Source organism: Streptomyces sp. NPDC048696 (genome assembly GCF_043198895.1).
In the GTDB taxonomy this organism is placed as follows: domain Bacteria; phylum Actinomycetota; class Actinomycetes; order Streptomycetales; family Streptomycetaceae; genus Streptomyces.
In genome coordinates this window covers 663,128-678,704 of the sequence record NZ_JBICVJ010000002.1, presented here as the reverse complement: position 1 = coordinate 678,704, position 15,577 = coordinate 663,128, and the positions used below count along the sequence as shown (strand labels likewise).

The following is a 15,577-nucleotide window of genomic DNA, read 5'->3' as shown; positions in this document are numbered from 1 at the left end:
TCGGTTGCCGACGCTCCGCGTCGCCGCCCTCCTCCGCCTTGCAGCATTGGGGTCTCCCCTGCTCGAACGAAGTTGAGAGCTTGGGGAAGCACCACACCCCCACTCACCGGCACCGAAGCGGCGTCCCGGACCGAAGGCGGCCAGATCCACCGGACAGGCCCTAGATCCGCCGGGGGCTCGCGGAGCGTTCCGCGAGCCCCCGGGCGGTGTCAGAGCGCCGCGAGGTAGTCGGGCAGCCGCACCGACGGGTCGAGGTCGTCGGCCGGGACCGGGACGCCGTACGTCCGCGTCAGCGGTACGACACCGGTCCAGTGCGGCAGCCCGCTGTCCTCCGGCTCGTCGCCCGGGCCGCCGGTGCGGATCTTCGCGGACACCTCGTCCAGGTCGAGGCGGATCACCGAAGTCGCGGCGAGCTCCTTGGCGTTGGCCGGGCGCGAGTCGTCGGAGCGGCCGGGCACCACCTGGTCGACCAGCGCGTCGAGCGCGACGCGCCGCTCCTCGGGGTCGGTGACCTGGTGTGCGATGCCGTGCACCACGACCGAGCGGTAGTTGAGGGAGTGGTGGAAGGCGGAGCGGGCCAGCACCAGGCCGTCGACGTGGGTGACGGTGAGGCAGACCGGGAGTCCGGGGTCGGCCTGGCCCGCCATGCGCAGCGGCCGCGAACCCGTCGAGCCGTGCACGTAGAGCCGCTCGCCGATCCGGCCGTACAGCGTCGGCAGCACGACCGGGGCGCCGTCGCGGACGAAGCCCAGGTGGCAGACGTATCCCTCGTCGAGTATCCCGTGCACCACCTCGCGGTCGTACGAGGCCCGCTCGCGCGAGCGGGTGGGGACGGTGCGCCCGGTGGGCTCGTAGGAAGCGGTCTCCGACATTGCGGTCTCCATTGCACTAGTGCATAATATTGTTTGTGCTAGGAGAGTATCGGATTGTGGGGCGTCGCGCATCGGAGATCGCCGCCGACGTGGAGCGCGCGGTGGGTACCGGAGAGCTGGAACCGGGCCAACTGCTGCCGCCGCTGCGGGAGTTGGCGACGGATCTCGGGGTGAATCCCAATACGGTCGCGGCCGCCTACCGGCTGCTGCGCGACCGTGGGGTCATCGAGACGTCGGGCCGCCGGGGCAGCCGGGTGCGGCCGCGCCCCGCCAGCACCACGCGGGACGTCCAGCGGATCGACGTGCCCGCCGGGGTGCGCGACATCGGGGACGGCAACCCGGACCCGGCGCTGCTGCCGCCGCTCGCCGACGCGCTCGCGGCCGCCGCCCGCGACCACGCCGAGCACCCCGCGCTGTACGGCGAGGACCCGGTCGATCCCGACCTGGCCCGGCTCGCGCGCGAGGTCCTGGACGCCGACGGCGTGCCCGACGGGCCCGTCGGTGTCTTCTCCGGCTCGCTCGACGCGATCGAACGCGTCCTGGCCGCGCATCTGCGGCCGGGCGACGCGGTCGCCATCGAGGATCCGGGATGGGGTGCGCTGCTCGACCTCGTACCGGCGCTCGGGCTGCGGCCGGTGCCGATGGCCCTCGACGACGAGGGGCCGTTGCCGGAGGCCGTCGAGAGCGCGCTGGCGGGCGGCGCGCGGGCGCTCGTCGTCACCTGCCGGGCGCAGAACCCGACCGGCGCGGCGGTGAGTTCGGCCCGCGCCGACGCGCTGCGCGAGGTCGTGGCGCGCCACCCCGGCGTCCTGCTGATCGAGGACGACCACGGCCACGGCATGGTCGACGTGCCGCTCGCGCCCCTGTCGCCGGTGGTCGAACACTGGGCGTTCGTACGGTCGGTGGCCAAGGCGTACGGGCCGGACCTGCGGCTCGCCGTGCTCACCGGGGACACCGTGACGATGGACCGGGTGCGCGGCCGCCAGCGGCTCGGCCCCGGCTGGGTCAGTCGGCTGCTCCAGCGGACGGTCGTCCATCTGTGGACCTCGGGCGCCGTGGACTCCGCGCGGGTGGCCCGCTCGTACGGGGAGCGGCGCGACACCCTCGTACGGGCGCTGCGGCGGCGGGGTGTCGCGGCGCACGGCCGCAGTGGGTTCAGCGTGTGGGTGCCGGTACCGGACGAGACCGCGGCGGTGGCCCGGTTGTTGCATGCGGGGTGGGCCGTCGCGCCGGGGGCACGCTTTCGGCTGGCGTCCCGGCCGGGGATCCGGCTGACCGTTTCGTCGCTCGCCCCGGCCGAGATCGGGTCCGCCGCGGATGCGGTGGCCGCGGCCGTCGGTTCTGTGCCGGGGCGGCGGTATGGCTAGCGCCGGGCGGGTGTTCGGGTGCGGACCGTAGGTGGCTGGTCGCGCCGTTCCCCGCGCCCCTTATGTGGCCCCGAACCGCTATGCGCGGCCAGTCTCCGGCGCCCCCTCAAGTGGCCCTGAGCCGCGTTGGACGGCCGGCCCACCGCGCCCCTTCGGTGCGCGGCTCTGTGTGAGTGCCGCTCCTGCCAGGACTATCGCCGCGCCCACCGGGGTGTTCCAGCTCAGGGATTCGCCGAGGACCACGACTCCGGCCGCCGTGGCGATCACGGGGATGAAGTACGTGACCATCTGCGCGGTGGTCGGGCCGACCTCGTTGACCAGGCCGTACTGGACCAGCAGGGCGAGGCCCGTGCCCAGGGCGCCCAGGGCCGCGACGGCGAGCAGCGGGACCGGGTGGAACGCGGTCGGGAAGCCTGCGAACAGGGGGGTGACCACGGCCAGTTGGAGGGTGGCGACGCCCAGCTGGGAGCCGATGAGCGAGAGGTTGGAGTGGCTGCTGCCCGCGAGCGTACGGCGGACGTAGATCCAGCCGATCGGGTAGCAGAGCGAGGCGAGCAGGGCCATCACTGTGCCCGCCGGGTCCAGGCCGTGGAAGCCCTGCCAGGCGCCCAGGACCGTGAGCACCCCGAGGAAGCCGAGGCCGAGGCCCGCGACGCGGCGTCTGCTCGGCCGGTCCTCCGAGAGCGCCACCAGTGACAGGGCCATGCCCCACAGCGGTGAGGTGGCGTTGCAGATCCCGGCCAGTGTCGACGGGATCGTCAGCTCGGAGTAGGCGAACAGCGAGAACGGCAGCGCGTTCAGGAGCAGCGCGGCGACCGTCAGATGGAACCAGGTCCGGGCTCCGCGCGGCAGCCGCTCCCGCTTGACGACCATCGCGACGGCGAGCACCGCCGTGCCGAAGAAGAGCCGCCCGAAGGTGACGTGGAAGGGCGCGTAGCCGTCGGTGCCCACCTTGATCAGGAGAAAGCTGAACCCCCAGATCAGCGAGAGCCCCGCGAAGCGGACGCGCCAGTCCAGGGACGGGCGGGGGAGGGTGGGGGAGGGGGAGCGGCGCGACAAGGACCGGGATGAACGTGATGCACGGGATGAACGGGAGGGCCGGGATGAGGTGACGGTGCTCATGACACCCAACCTTGGACTCTTCAACCTCGTAGTACAAGCGAGAAAATGTTGGGTGGATCAGTTAGCATTCCTTATATGTTGAACCTGGAGCGCCTACGGACCCTCGACGCGGTGGCCCGCCACGGTTCGGTGGGTGGCGCCGCCGACAATCTGCATGTCACGACCTCCGCCGTCTCCCAGCAGCTGGCCAAGCTGGAGCGGGAGGCGGGGCAGCCGCTGCTCGCCAAGAACGGCCGGGGTGTGCGGCTCACCGACGCGGGGCGGCTGCTGGCCGAGCACGCGGCCCGGATCCTGTCCCAGGTCCAGGTCGCCCAGGCCGATCTGGAGGCGCAGCGCGGGCAGGTCGTCGGCGAGCTGCGCATCGCGGGCTTCGCCACCGCCGCGCGCGGTCTGTTCCCGGCCGCGCTGACCTCGTTGCGTACCGAGCATCCTCAACTTGCCGTCCGCTCCGATGAGTTGGAGGCCGAGGACTCGGTGCGGGGTGTGCTGCTCGGCGACCTCGATCTGGCCGTCGTCCTCGACTGGTACAACAAGCCGCTGCCGCTGCCCGACGGCCTGGCCAAGCGGTCGCTGCTCGACGACCTCGCCGATGTGGCGATGCCGGTCGGGCATCGGCTCGCGGGGCGCGAGGCGGTGGATCTGGAGGAGTTCGCCGAGGACGAGTGGATCACTTGGCCCGAGGGTGAGTTCTGCCATGAGTGGCTGGCGTTCACGCTGCGCGGCAAGGGGGTCGAGCCCCGGATCGGCCATGTGGCGCGTGAGCACGCCACGCAGCTCATGCTGGTGGAGGCCGGGCTCGGCGTGAGCGTCGCGCCCCGGCTCGGGCGCGGGCCGGTTCCGGCGGGGGTTCGGCTGGTGCCGGTGCGCGGTGCCACGCGGCGGCATGTGTACGCGGTGTGGCGTGCGGACGCCGACCGACGGCCGTCCATCCGGGCGGCGGTGGACGCGTTGGCCCGGGCGGGGGCCGTGTTCGCGGCGTGAGGTGGTTTCGCGCCTGCGGCGGGGGAGCAGAGGCGCGAGGCGGGTTGTCGCAGTCACCCCGAGGACCCAGGATGCTTTCATCCTGCACCGAGTTGGAGGGCGAGATAGGTCCATGCCACTCCCGGGCGTCCGTGCGGGTCCTCACGCTGCGCTTCGTGGACGACGTCCAGGCCGTGACCGCGGGCGAGGCTGATGGTTTCCCCGGCGGAGACGGAGAACATGCGGCGGCCCACCGGGACCGGGCCATGACGCAGCGAGAGGACCATCCGGCCTTCGGTTTCGAGCAGGCCGACCAGACGGGCCATGGCCGAGGTGCGCTGTCGTTCGTCGAGATGCATCCAGACCGCGGTCAGCAGGACCAGATCGAAGCGGCGCCCTTGTGCGGTCAGCCCGGAAAGCTCGGGAAGTGCGTCGTCGACCCATTCGATCTCCTGGCCGGCATGGATACGCCGGCCCAGCGCGCGCATCTCGGCGGTGGGTTCGGCGGCGACGACCCGGTGTCCCCGGGCGGCCAGCGCCGCCGCGTCGCGCCCGCTGCCCGCCCCGACATCCAGCACGGAGCTCGGCCGGGAGGGGAACAGGTGAAGCACCTCGCGGTGCACCTCGTCGAAGGTCACGCTCTCGTACTGCTCGGCAAGAGCCTGAGCCGCCTCGCCGTATCCGGCGGTACTGGCCATGGCGTGCAACTGGTCGTTGTCTGTCGGGCTGTTCATGACGAGGCACCCTACGTCCGCTCCGGCCCGCTCACCACGATGAAGATCACTGCTCGCGCGTGGTGGGCTGCTCGAAGCTGCCGCGCTCTGACGAGTCCCTATCAGCCCAGCTTCCTGAAGTCCCACGACACCATCGCGTCCGGCGTCAGCCGTAGCCACGCGTGGCGGCCGTCGTGGACCATCTCCTCCAGGCCGAAGTTCTTGCGTGCGAACTGACGCTCGGGCACGTCGAGTTCCGGGCACGGCTCGCCCGTGCGGGGTGATTCGCCGACCGGTACGGCCGTGCCGCGCAGTTCCACGCCGCGCAGCTCCCCGTACGACTCGCCCGCGTCCACGACCACCGCGATCCGGGGGTCCTTGTGCAGCTGGGACCAGCGCAGGCTGCGGGTGATCGAGTACAGCCACAGCGAGGTGCCGTCCCAGGCGTACCAGAGCGCGCCCACATGCGGGTGGCCGTCGGGCGCGACGGTGGCGACCCGGCAGGTGCGCTGTTCGGCGAGGAACGCGTCCCGTTCCGCGTCCGTCATCATGATCCGGCGGCCCCGGCGCTGGACTTCGGCCATCTGCGGCTCCTTCGCGTACCACCACGGCATCTGACAGCTCGTCAGGAATCATGGCGCGCCCTTCCCCCCTCGCGCAATGGCCGTTAACCTCCCGCGCCATGGCGACCCACGAACAGCTGGCCGAGCAGCTGGACCCCGCGACGACCGTCCTGATGACCGTCGAGTGCCAGCGGGGAGTCGTCGGCGCCGACAGCGCGTTGCCCGAACTCGCCAAGGCGGCACGGTCGTCGGGCGCCCTCTTCAACATCGCACGGCTGGTCGCGGTCGCCCACGAGACGGGCGTACAGGTGCTGCACGCGGTGGCCGAGCGGCGGCCGGACGGGCGCGGGGCATCCCGCAACGCCCGCCTCTTCCGGGCCGCCGAGCGGCTGCCCGTACAGCAGCACTCCGGCTCGACGGCGGTACGGATCGTCGAGGGCATCGACGTCGCGGACGAGGACATCGTGGTGCGCAGGCTGCACGGGCTCTCGCCGATCGCCGGTACCGACGTCGACGCGCTGCTGCGCAACCTCGGCTGCCGCACCCTCGTGGTCACCGGCGTCTCGGCCAATGTGGCGATCCCCAACGCCGTCTTCGACGCGGTCAACCTCGGCTATACGGCCGTGGTCGCGGCCGACGCGATCGCGGGGGTGCCGGCCGAGTACACCCCCGCGATGATCCGCAACACGCTCGCCCTGGTCGCCACGGTCGCCACCACGGACGAGATCGTCGCCAGTTGGAAAGGGCCGCGTCGGACCGCGCGGGCCTGACCTGTGCGGGTGCGAGGTCAGGCCAGCTTGATCGAGTCCCCCTCCACCGTGATCTTCTTCGCCGGGAGCGGGCGGGGCGCCGGGCCCGCCGTCACCTTTCCGGTCGCCGGGTCGTACTTGCTGCCGTGGCACGGGCAGTTGATGGTGCCGTCGACGACGTCCTTCACCGTGCAGCCCTGATGGGTGCAGGTGGCGGAGAACGCCTTGAAGGCGCCCGCCGTCGGCTGGGTCACCACCACGCCCTGGTCGGGGAAGACCTTGCCGCCGCCCTGCGGGATGTCGGCGGTCTTCGCCAGCACCCCGCCGCCGGCCGACCCGGCGTCGCCGCCGGCGGTGCCGCCCGTACCTCCGGTACCCCCGTTGCCGGAGGGCGGGGCGGCATCACTGGACTTGTCCGAACTGCCGCACGCGGTGAGCGCGGCGGCGAGCCCGGCCGCGCCCGCCGTCGCGATGACGGTACGGCGGGCCGGGCCCGGCCCGGACACAAGCGGTTGGGTCGTCATACTGGCTTTCCCTTCACCTTGCTACACGGGGCTGCGTGAAGGGATACGGCCCCGCCCCGCCCGGTGTTCAGGCGTTCAAGGACTTCTTCAGGAATTCGACATTGAGCCGCAGCAGGGTGTCGGCCACACCTTCCTTGGTGACCAGATGGGTCTCACCGGGCAGCGGGAGCACGCTGTGCAGCCGTCCGGCCGCGACCAGCGCCTGGGAGAAGCGCAGCATGTGTGCGGGCACCACATTGTCGTCGGCCATTCCCTGGACGAGCAGCAGCGGCCGGGTCAGCTTGTGGGCGTGGGCCACCAGCGAGCAGCGCTCGTAGTTCTGCGGCAGGACGTCCGGGTGGCCCAGGAAGCGCTCCTTCCAGTGGGTGTCGTAGAGCGCGAGATCGGTCGGGGCCGCCCCGGCGACCGCCGCGTGGAAGACGTCCGGCCGGTGCAGCACGGCGGCCGCCGCCAGATAGCCGCCGAACGACCAGCCCCGGATGCCGACCCGGTCCCCGTCCAGGTCCCAGAACCGCTCGACGGCCGCCCGCACCGCGTCGGCCTGGTCTTCGAGCACCGGCGTCAACTGGTCGCCGTGGACGGCCTTGCGCCACCGCACGCCGCGCCCCGGGGTGCCGCGTCCGTCGATGGACAGCACCGCGAACCCCTGCTCGGCGAACCACTGGTTCACCGCGTGCTGCCAGCCGTTGCCGCGCTGGACGGTCTGGGCACCGGGACCCGCGTACGAGTGCACGACGACCGGGAGCTTCGCCGAGCCCTCCTTGTGCCACGACGGCAGATAGAGCGAGGTGCGCAGCTCGCGCTCGCCCAGGACCAGGAAGACGGGCCGGGGCGTCACCAGCGGCTGCTCGGCGAGCACGGCGATCCGCCCGGCCGGCTTGCCGTCGCGCAGCACGGTGACGGTCTGCCCGTCGAGCGTGCGGCTGTCCAGGACGACGGTGTCGCCCCCGAGGACCGCCGTGTGCACACCGGGCTCCTCAGTGAGCCGGACATAGCCTTCCTCGGGTGCGTACGTCCAGACGTGGGTCTCGGTGGGCTCGTCGCTCGCCGTGAAGTAGACCGTACGGCCGACCGTGCCGAGCACCGCGCGTACGTCCAGAGCGGTGGGAAGGTCGGCCCCGAGGGCGAGACCGGACCGGGCGAGCCCGGTCGCGCCCGGCAGGAACTCCAGCCAGGCGTCGTCGTGCTGACGGATCGTCACCTCCGCCTCGCCGGTCTCCGGGTCGATGGCGAGCCGGTACGCCGTGCGCTGGTCACGGGTCTGTACGGTCGCGAAGGCGCCGACCGCGTCCCAGCCGGCCTCGACGATGTACTCGAAGGCGGTGTCCGTCCAGGCGCCCGCCGGGTGCGTGTCGAGGTCCGCCGAGCGGGGCAGCCGGACCGGGATCCGGGTGCCGTCGACGCGGACGAGGTGCAGCGACACCTCCGCGTTGGCCGTGCCCGCCGCCGGGTACGCCATCGTGCGCGGGGCCTTCGTCGGGTGCGCCGGGTCGCTGAGGTACCAGCGCTGCACCGGCGCGCTGTCGGCCCGTACGACCAGCAGCGCGCCCCCGTCGGGGGACCACCACGAGCTGGCCTCGCGGTGGATCGACTCGGCCGAGGCGTGGTCGGCGAGGCCGTAGGTCACCTCCGGCCGCTCCGGCGCGGCCAGTTGGCGCTCACCGGTGCCGTCGGCGCGTACGACGTGCAGGGCGCCGCCGGTCACGTACGAGACGAGCGTGCCGTCGGGGGACAGGCGCGGGTCGACGGCCGGGCCCGCCGTGGGGAGCGCGCGCGGGGCTGAGCCGTCCGTGCCGGCGATCCAGAGCGCGCCCGAGAGGGCGAAGACGACCGTGCGGACCGCCGCGTCGGTGGCGTACGCGACGATTCCGGCGCTTGTCTCACGCGCCCGCTCGCGGCGGATCAGCTCCGCCTCGGGGACGTCGTCGCCGGCTCCGGACAGGCTCAGCGGGTCGACGAGTATCCGTTCCGCGCCGTTCTCGTGGAGCCACAGCGAGCTCACCGGGGAGCGGCCGTCGGCGGTGCGGACGAACAGGACGCGCTCGCCGTCGGGGGAGACCGTGAACTGCTTGGGCACACCGAGCGAGAAGCGCCTGGTGCGGGCGAACTGGAGCGGCAGGTCCTCGGAGGTCGTGTCCTTCTCGGTGGTGTGCGGTGTCGACATGGCTGACGTCCCCTCGTGAATAAGTGATCGAACTGTCCGATCCGCCCCAGTAGCCTGGACGGATGCTCAATGAAGTCACAGCGACCCGCTATGTCACGCCGTTGCGTGAGGGCGGCTCGCTCCCCGGCATCGTCGAAGCCGACGATCTCGGTACCTACGTCATGAAGTTCACCGGCGCCGGGCAGGGGCGCAAGACCCTCGTCGCGGAGGTGATCTGCGGTGAACTGGCCCGGCGGCTGGGGCTGCGGGTCCCCGATCTGGTCACCATTCAGCTCGACCCGGTCATCGGGCTCTCGGAGCCGGACCAGGAGGTGCAGGAGCTGCTGAAGGCGAGCGGCGGGCTGAATCTCGGAATGGACTTCCTGCCCGGATCGATCGGGTTCGACCCGCTCGCCTATGAGGTGAGTGCCGCCGAGGCGGGCCGGGTGGTCTGGTTCGACGCGTTGATCAACAACGTCGACCGATCGTGGCGGAACCCTAACATGCTGGTCTGGCACGGTGATCTGTGGCTCATCGACCACGGCGCCACGATGATCTGGCACCACAACTGGCCGGGCGCGCAGGCCTCGGCGGCTAAGCCGTACAACGCCTCCGATCACGCCCTCGCCCCCTTCGGACCCGATGTCGCCACCGCCGCCGCCGAGTTGGCGCCGCTGGTCACCGAGGAGCTGCTGACCGAGGTCACCGCCCTGGTGCCGGACGAGTGGCTGGTCGACGAGCCCGGCTTCGAGACGACCGACGCGCTGCGCCGCGCGTATGTGGCACCGCTGCTCTCGCGCGCCCGCGACATCCATGAGCGGATCACGCTGGAGGCACCCAGCAAGGACCGGCCGTCGCAGGCCCCCGGCTGGCTCACCGACCACCTCACCCCCTGGCCGCACCCCACCAAGAACAGCAAGAAGGTCGGCCAGTGAACAACCGCGATGTCTTCGAGTACGCGCTGCTGCGGGTGGTGCCGCGCGTCGAGCGCGGGGAGTGCTTCAACGCCGGGGTGCTGGTCTACTGCCGCGCCCAGTCGTTCGTCGCGGCCCGTACGCATCTGGACGAGGCCAAGCTGCGGGCGCTCGATCCGGACGCGGACGTCGTCGGTGTACGGGCGGCGCTCAGAGCCGTGGAGGGGGTATGCCACGGCGGCGAGGCGGCCGGGCAGGCGGCGCGCGACGACGCGGGGCGGCGCTTTCGCTGGCTGATCGCGCCGCGCTCCACCGTCGTCCAGCCCGGCCCGGTGCACACCGGCCTCACCACGGACCCGGCGGCCGAGACCGAGCGCCTGCTCGACCTGCTGGTTCGCTAGGGCGGGTGTGACCTTCGTTCGGGGGATCCGTGGGCCGTTGACACCGCGTGCCAGGGCTTCTAGCGTCTCGTCTGCTGAAGCTACTAAGCGGTTGCTCAGGGACGAGGAGCCGCGGATCCCCAGGGCGAGGAGAACAGCATGTCCACCAGCGAGCAGCGCGTAGCCATCGTGACCGGGGCGGCCCGGGGCATCGGCGCCGCGACCGCCGTCCGGCTCGCGGCCGAGGGCCGCGCGGTCGCCGTACTCGACCTCGACGAGGCGGCCTGCAAGGACACCGTCGAGAAGATCACGTCGGCGGGCGGCCGGGCGATCGCCGTCGGCTGCGACGTCTCCGACAGCGCCCAGGTGGAGGCCGCCGTGGCGCGGGTCGCCGCCGAGCTCGGCGCGCCGACCGTCCTCGTCAACAACGCGGGCGTGCTCCGTGACAACCTGCTCTTCAAGATGAGCGAGTCCGACTGGGACACCGTGATGAACGTGCACCTCAAGGGCGCGTTCCTGATGGCGAAGGCCGTCCAGAAGCACATGGTGGACGCGGGCTGGGGCCGTATCGTCTCGCTCTCCTCGTCCTCCGCGCTCGGCAACCGGGGCCAGGCGAACTACGCCGCGGTCAAGGCGGGCCTGCAGGGCTTCACCAAGACCCTCGCCAAGGAGCTCGGCAAGTTCGGCATCACCGCCAACGCCGTCGCCCCCGGCTTCATCGTCACCGAGATGACCGCGCAGACCGCCGCCCGGGTCGGCATGGACTTCGAGGACTTCCAGGCCGCGGCCGCCACCCAGATCCCGGTGAACCGGGTCGGCACGCCCGAGGACATCGCCAACGCCATCGCCTTCTTCACCGGCGACGACGCGGGCTTCGTCTCCGGACAGGTGCTGTACGTGGCCGGCGGACCGCTCAACTAAGGCTGGGGAAACAAGAACATGACTGACACTCAGCTCCCTGCGCTCTCCGGCAAGGCGGCCCTGGTCACCGGCGCGAGCCGGGGCATCGGCTACGGCATCGCCGAGGCGCTGGTCGCACGCGGCGACCGGGTCTGCATCACCGGCCGCAACGAGGACGCCCTCAAGGAGGCCGTCGACAAACTCGGCCCCGACCGCGTCATCGGCGTCGCCGGCAAGGCGCACGACGAGGCCCACCAGGCCGCCGCCGTGGCGCGCACCATGGAGGCGTTCGGCCGGGTCGACTTCCTGGTCAACAACGCCGGCACCAACCCGGTCTTCGGCCCCATCGCCGAGCTCGACCTCAATGTGGCCCGCAAGGTCTTCGAGACCAATGTGATCTCCGCGCTCGGCTTCGCCCAGCAGACGTGGAAGGCCTGGCAGCAGGCGAACGGCGGGGCGATCGTGAACATCGCCTCCATCGCCGGCGTCTCCGCCTCGCCCTTCATCGGCGCGTACGGCATGAGCAAGGCGGCCATGGTCAACCTGACCCTCCAGCTGGCGCACGAGTTCGCGCCCGGGGTCCGGGTCAACTCGATCGCGCCTGCCGTGATCAAGACCAAGTTCGCCCAGGCGCTCTACGAGGGCCGTGAGGAGGAGGCCGCCGCGGCCTATCCGCTCGGCCGCCTCGGGGTGCCGTCCGACATCGGGGGAGCGGCGGCGTTCCTCACCTCCGACCAGTCGGAGTGGATCACCGGGCAGACGCTGATGGTCGACGGCGGGCTGTTCCTCAACGTCGGCGTCCACTGACCGGACCACTGATCGTCAACGCCGGGGTTCATGGATCACCCGGCGGGTAAGCTGATCTTGGTACCGGTGAGTAGTGAACCGGTTTGCTCCTAAATGACCCCAAGTGCCCCGTCCGGTCCCTCAGTTGACCGGGCGGGGCGCTGCGGTATGGTCTGCCGATCCATGGCTGAACTAGGAGCGTGCACGTGTTCAACCGGACCATATGCCTGCGCACCACCGCGGCCCTTGCGTCCATGTCGTCGATGGCCCTGATGGGCGGCTGCGGACTGCTCTCGGGGGGCAGTTCGAACACCGAGCAGACGATCAAGGTCGGCACGGTCAGCGAGCCGAGCACGCTCGATCCGGCCGCCTCCTGGGACGGCTCCTGGGAGCTCTACCGCAACGTCTTCCAGACCCTGCTGTCCTTCCCCACCGGCTCCAACGCACCCCAGCCGGACGCGGCCGAGACCTGCGAGTTCAAGGACTCCGACAGCCGTACGTACCAGTGCACCCTCCGCAAGGACCTGCAGTTCTCCAACGGTGACAAGCTCGACGCGGCGGCGGTCAAGTACTCCATCGACCGCATTGGGAAGATCAATGTGAAGGCGGGCCCCAAGGGCCTGCTGACCAGCCTGGACAAGGTCACCGCCGACGACGCGCGGACGGTCACCTTCCATCTGAACAAGTCGGACGCGACCTTCCCGTACGTCCTGGGCGCGCCCGCGATGTCCGTCGTGGACCCCAAGGACTACCCCGCGAGCGCGGTGCGCGACGACGGCGGGCTCACCGGCTCCGGCCCGTACACCCTGGAGTCCTACCACGCGGGCGACCGCGCCGACCTCAAGAAGAACCCGCACTACCAGGGGTTCGCGCAGCTGAAGAACGACGCCGTCTCGATCCGTTACTTCAAGGACTCCTCCGACATGGTGGAGTCCCTCAAGAAGAAGCAGATCGACGTCACCTACCGGGGGCTCACCGCCGACGAGGTCCTGGACGTCCAGAACCAGAAGGCCGCGGGCAAGCCGCTCCAGCTGGTCGAGACGGTCGGCACCGAGATCCGCTTCCTGGTCTTCAACCCCAAGGACGCGGCGGCCGCCAACCCCGCCGTGCGCAAGGCGATCGCCCAGCTCGTCGACCGGGACGCGCTGGTGGCCAAGGTCTACAAGGGCACCGCCGAACCGCTGTACTCGATGGTGCCCAAGGGTGTCGCCGGGCACACCGTGAGCTTCTTCGACACCTTCGGCGCCCCCAGCGTCCCCAAGGCGAAGGCGATCCTGCGCAAGGCCGGGATCACCGACCCGGTGCCGCTCACCCTCTGGTACACCACCGACCGCTACGGCTCCTCGACCGCGCTGGAGTTCGCCGAGCTCAAGCGGCAGCTGGAGGCGTCGGGGCTGTTCACGGTGACCCTGCAGAGCCGCCCCTGGAAGACGTACACCCAGGGCATGCAGGCCGGTGAGTACCCGGTCTTCGGGCGCGGCTGGTTTCCGGACTTCCCGGACCCCGACAACTTCATCGCGCCCTTCGTGGGCAAGGAGAACGCCGTCGGCACGCCGTACGAGCCGAAGGAGATCGTCAACCAGCTGATCCCGCAGACCCGGGAGGTCTCCGACCGGGGCGCGGTCAGCAAGAAGTTCGAGCGCGCCCAGGACATCCTGGTCGACGACGTGCGGCTGCTGCCGCTGTGGCAGGGCAAGCTGTATGTCGCGGCCAGCGACGACATCGCCGGCGGCGAGCGGGCGATCGACCCGCAGACCGTCATGTGCATGTGGGAGCTGCACCGCAAGACCAGCTGGTAGAGGCCCTGCGGAGGCGGGCGGCGGGGGCGTTGTCAGTGGGGCCGGGTAGGTTCGGGAATCCGCACCGAAGAGTGCGGGAACCGAACGTCCCACGGAGGTTGTTGACGTGACCGACATCGCCATGCTGCCCGAGTCCTGGCGCGGCGTCCTCGGCGAGGAGCTTCAGAAGCCCTACTTCAAGGAACTCGTCGAGTTCGTCGAGGAGGAGCGGGCGAAGGGTCCCGTCTACCCGCCGCGCGACGAGGTCTTCGCCGCCCTCGACGCGACTCCGTACGACAAGGTGAAGGTCCTGGTCCTCGGCCAGGACCCGTACCACGGCGAGGGCCAGGGGCACGGCCTGTGCTTCTCGGTGCGCCCGGGCGTGAAGACCCCGCCCTCGCTGCGCAACATCTACAAGGAGCTCAAGGAGGAGCTCGGCCACCCGGTGCCGGACAACGGCTATCTGATGCCGTGGGCCGAGCAGGGCGTCCTGCTGCTGAACGCGGTGCTCACCGTCCGCGCGGGCGAGGCCAACTCCCACAAGAACAAGGGCTGGGAGAAGTTCACCGACGCGGTGATCCGCGCGGTCGCCGAGCGCCCGGACCCCGCGGTGTTCGTGCTGTGGGGGAACTACGCGCAGAAGAAGCTCCCCCTGATCGACGAGGAGCGGCACGTGGTGGTGAAGGGCGCCCACCCGTCGCCGCTGTCGGCGAAGAAGTTCTTCGGCTCGCGGCCCTTCAGCCAGATCGACGCGGCGGTCGCCGCCCAGGGCCACGCGGCGATCGACTGGCGCATCCCCGACCTGGGCTGATCCCGGCGGCCGCCGGAGGGCGCCTCACGCGCCCTCCAGCTGCCGCTCAAGGCGGTCGAGCGCGGTCCGGATGCCGTTCCCGTACGCGTCGTTCGCGAGCGCGTCCAGGGCCGTGTGGGCCCGCTCCAGATGGAGGCGGGCGGCGTCCGGGCGGTGCAGCTTCACGTAGTCCGCCGCAAGGTTGAGGTGGAGCGAGGGGTACAGCGCCCTGACCGCCAGCGAGGCGTGGTGCTCGTCGAGCCGGTCCTGGCCCAGGCCGTCGGCGGCCGACAACGCCCGCAGGTCCCAGGCGAGTTCGTCGCCCGCGTCGTCCTGCGCGTCCGCCATGTAGTGCGCCAGCGTGCAGCGGTGCAGCGGGTCGCCGTGTTCGCCGATCTCCGCCCAGATGACGCCCAGGCGGTTGCGGGCCTCCTCGCGGTCGCCGCCGTGCAGGAGCATCAGCGCCTGCCCGATCCGGGTCATGACGACGTCCTCCGACGTCTCCTGCTGCTCCGTCACCGCGTCCTCCGCCAACCTGTTCGTACGCATCCGATCAGGGCGACGCTAACCGCCCGCACTGACAATCGGGCTCATCTCCACGCTTCCCGTATGTCCTGTCACTTCCGGTATGTCTCGTCGCAGATACGGGACTCGGGGCTGTCCGCCGTCCAGCCGTCCAGCGACCTGCCCAGGTCGCAGACGTCGCCACCGGTGACCGGCGGCGGGGCCGGGGCCGGGGCGGGCGGAGCGGGCCGGTGGCCCGTGGGGCGCGGGCGGGGCTGGGGCACCCGGTCGGGGCGGCGCGGGGCCGGGGCGGGAGCCGGGGTCGAGGCCCGGGGCGGGCGCACGGGCGGGAGCGCCGCCTCCAGCGCCTCGCGGACCGGCGCCTGGACGATCCGCGGCGCCGCTTTGCGGTCGGCGCGTTCGCCGGTGAGCCGGGCGGGCGGCGCCGGTGGCCGCTGGTCGGGTCCGCGCTCGACGGTGACGCACCCGGATACCGTCAGTGCGGCCACGCC

Annotated in this window: 17 protein-coding genes; 9 read left to right on the top strand and 8 right to left on the bottom strand. The window is 71.5% G+C overall.

Going from position 1 to position 15,577, the window contains the following annotated elements:
- Positions 1 to 209: 209 nt before the first annotated feature.
- Entirely contained in the window at positions 210 to 872 is a 663-nt protein-coding gene (locus ACGFRG_RS06105) for a pyridoxamine 5'-phosphate oxidase family protein (protein ID WP_361424259.1), read from the bottom strand.
- 35 nt (positions 873 to 907) lie between these two features.
- On the opposite strand from ACGFRG_RS06105, the gene ACGFRG_RS06100 reads away from it, so the two are divergent.
- Complete coding sequence (locus ACGFRG_RS06100) at positions 908 to 2,239, top strand: aminotransferase class I/II-fold pyridoxal phosphate-dependent enzyme (RefSeq protein ID WP_393261794.1); 1,332 nt, start codon at positions 908 to 910, stop codon at positions 2,237 to 2,239.
- Between the two features lie 78 nt (positions 2,240 to 2,317).
- Here ACGFRG_RS06100 and ACGFRG_RS06095 read toward each other — a convergent pair whose 3' ends face one another.
- On the bottom strand, positions 2,318 to 3,361 hold the full coding sequence (locus ACGFRG_RS06095) for a DMT family transporter (protein WP_393261792.1): 1,044 nt from the start codon (positions 3,359 to 3,361) through the stop codon (positions 2,318 to 2,320).
- A gap of 75 nt (positions 3,362 to 3,436) precedes the next feature.
- Here ACGFRG_RS06095 and ACGFRG_RS06090 point away from each other — a divergent pair, with 75 nt between their 5' ends.
- On the top strand, positions 3,437 to 4,342 hold the full coding sequence (locus ACGFRG_RS06090; protein ID WP_393261790.1) for a LysR family transcriptional regulator: 906 nt from the start codon (positions 3,437 to 3,439) through the stop codon (positions 4,340 to 4,342).
- Positions 4,343 to 4,419: 77 nt separating this feature from the next.
- On the opposite strand, the gene ACGFRG_RS06085 is transcribed toward ACGFRG_RS06090, so the two are convergent.
- Complete coding sequence (locus tag ACGFRG_RS06085; protein ID WP_393261787.1) at positions 4,420 to 5,055, bottom strand: class I SAM-dependent methyltransferase; 636 nt, start codon at positions 5,053 to 5,055, stop codon at positions 4,420 to 4,422.
- A 101-nt stretch (positions 5,056 to 5,156) separates the two neighbouring features.
- The gene (locus tag ACGFRG_RS06080; protein WP_393261785.1) at positions 5,157 to 5,618 is read right to left on the bottom strand and encodes a pyridoxamine 5'-phosphate oxidase family protein; all 462 of its coding nucleotides are present in this window, start codon (positions 5,616 to 5,618) and stop codon (positions 5,157 to 5,159) included.
- A gap of 98 nt (positions 5,619 to 5,716) precedes the next feature.
- Between ACGFRG_RS06080 and ACGFRG_RS06075 the strand changes: the two genes are divergently transcribed.
- Positions 5,717 to 6,367 carry a cysteine hydrolase gene (locus ACGFRG_RS06075; protein WP_361424277.1) on the top strand — a complete coding sequence of 217 codons (651 nt, stop codon included), beginning with the start codon at positions 5,717 to 5,719 and terminating at the stop codon, positions 6,365 to 6,367.
- A gap of 17 nt (positions 6,368 to 6,384) precedes the next feature.
- Here the strand turns inward: ACGFRG_RS06075 and ACGFRG_RS06070 are convergent, their stop codons facing one another.
- Positions 6,385 to 6,870, bottom strand: coding sequence for a Rieske (2Fe-2S) protein (locus ACGFRG_RS06070; RefSeq protein ID WP_361424280.1), 486 nt, complete (start codon positions 6,868 to 6,870; stop codon positions 6,385 to 6,387).
- A 67-nt stretch (positions 6,871 to 6,937) separates the two neighbouring features.
- Positions 6,938 to 9,034 carry a prolyl oligopeptidase family serine peptidase gene (locus ACGFRG_RS06065; RefSeq protein ID WP_393261781.1) on the bottom strand — a complete coding sequence of 699 codons (2,097 nt, stop codon included), beginning with the start codon at positions 9,032 to 9,034 and terminating at the stop codon, positions 6,938 to 6,940.
- A gap of 62 nt (positions 9,035 to 9,096) precedes the next feature.
- Between ACGFRG_RS06065 and ACGFRG_RS06060 the strand changes: the two genes are divergently transcribed.
- The 6 genes from ACGFRG_RS06060 to ung all read left to right on the top strand — a co-directional run bounded on the left by ACGFRG_RS06060 (position 9,097) and on the right by ung (position 14,582).
- Positions 9,097 to 9,948: a HipA family kinase gene (locus ACGFRG_RS06060; RefSeq protein ID WP_361424286.1), complete on the top strand. Its 852-nt coding sequence runs from the start codon at positions 9,097 to 9,099 to the stop codon at positions 9,946 to 9,948.
- Complete coding sequence (locus ACGFRG_RS06055) at positions 9,945 to 10,328, top strand: DUF3037 domain-containing protein (RefSeq protein WP_361424289.1); 384 nt, start codon at positions 9,945 to 9,947, stop codon at positions 10,326 to 10,328. Before ACGFRG_RS06060 ends, ACGFRG_RS06055 begins: the two co-directional genes overlap by 4 nt.
- 138 nt (positions 10,329 to 10,466) lie before the next feature.
- Positions 10,467 to 11,228: a 3-oxoacyl-ACP reductase FabG gene (gene fabG / locus ACGFRG_RS06050; RefSeq protein ID WP_361424292.1), complete on the top strand. Its 762-nt coding sequence runs from the start codon at positions 10,467 to 10,469 to the stop codon at positions 11,226 to 11,228.
- 18 nt (positions 11,229 to 11,246) lie between these two features.
- On the top strand, positions 11,247 to 12,014 hold the full coding sequence (locus ACGFRG_RS06045) for an SDR family oxidoreductase (protein WP_361424295.1): 768 nt from the start codon (positions 11,247 to 11,249) through the stop codon (positions 12,012 to 12,014).
- 233 nt (positions 12,015 to 12,247) lie between these two features.
- On the top strand, positions 12,248 to 13,792 hold the full coding sequence (locus tag ACGFRG_RS06040; protein WP_361424506.1) for an ABC transporter substrate-binding protein: 1,545 nt from the start codon (positions 12,248 to 12,250) through the stop codon (positions 13,790 to 13,792).
- A 121-nt stretch (positions 13,793 to 13,913) separates the two neighbouring features.
- The gene (gene ung / locus ACGFRG_RS06035) at positions 13,914 to 14,582 is read left to right on the top strand and encodes a uracil-DNA glycosylase (RefSeq protein ID WP_361424509.1); all 669 of its coding nucleotides are present in this window, start codon (positions 13,914 to 13,916) and stop codon (positions 14,580 to 14,582) included.
- Between the two features lie 24 nt (positions 14,583 to 14,606).
- Here the strand turns inward: ung and ACGFRG_RS06030 are convergent, their stop codons facing one another.
- Together ACGFRG_RS06030 and ACGFRG_RS06025 are read right to left on the bottom strand one after the other, a co-directional pair.
- A complete protein-coding gene (locus tag ACGFRG_RS06030) occupies positions 14,607 to 15,080 on the bottom strand; it encodes a hypothetical protein (protein WP_393261845.1) in 474 nt (157 codons plus the stop codon).
- 98 nt (positions 15,081 to 15,178) lie between these two features.
- Positions 15,179 to 15,574: a hypothetical protein gene (locus ACGFRG_RS06025; RefSeq protein WP_393261775.1), complete on the bottom strand. Its 396-nt coding sequence runs from the start codon at positions 15,572 to 15,574 to the stop codon at positions 15,179 to 15,181.
- Positions 15,575 to 15,577: the final 3 nt, after the last annotated feature.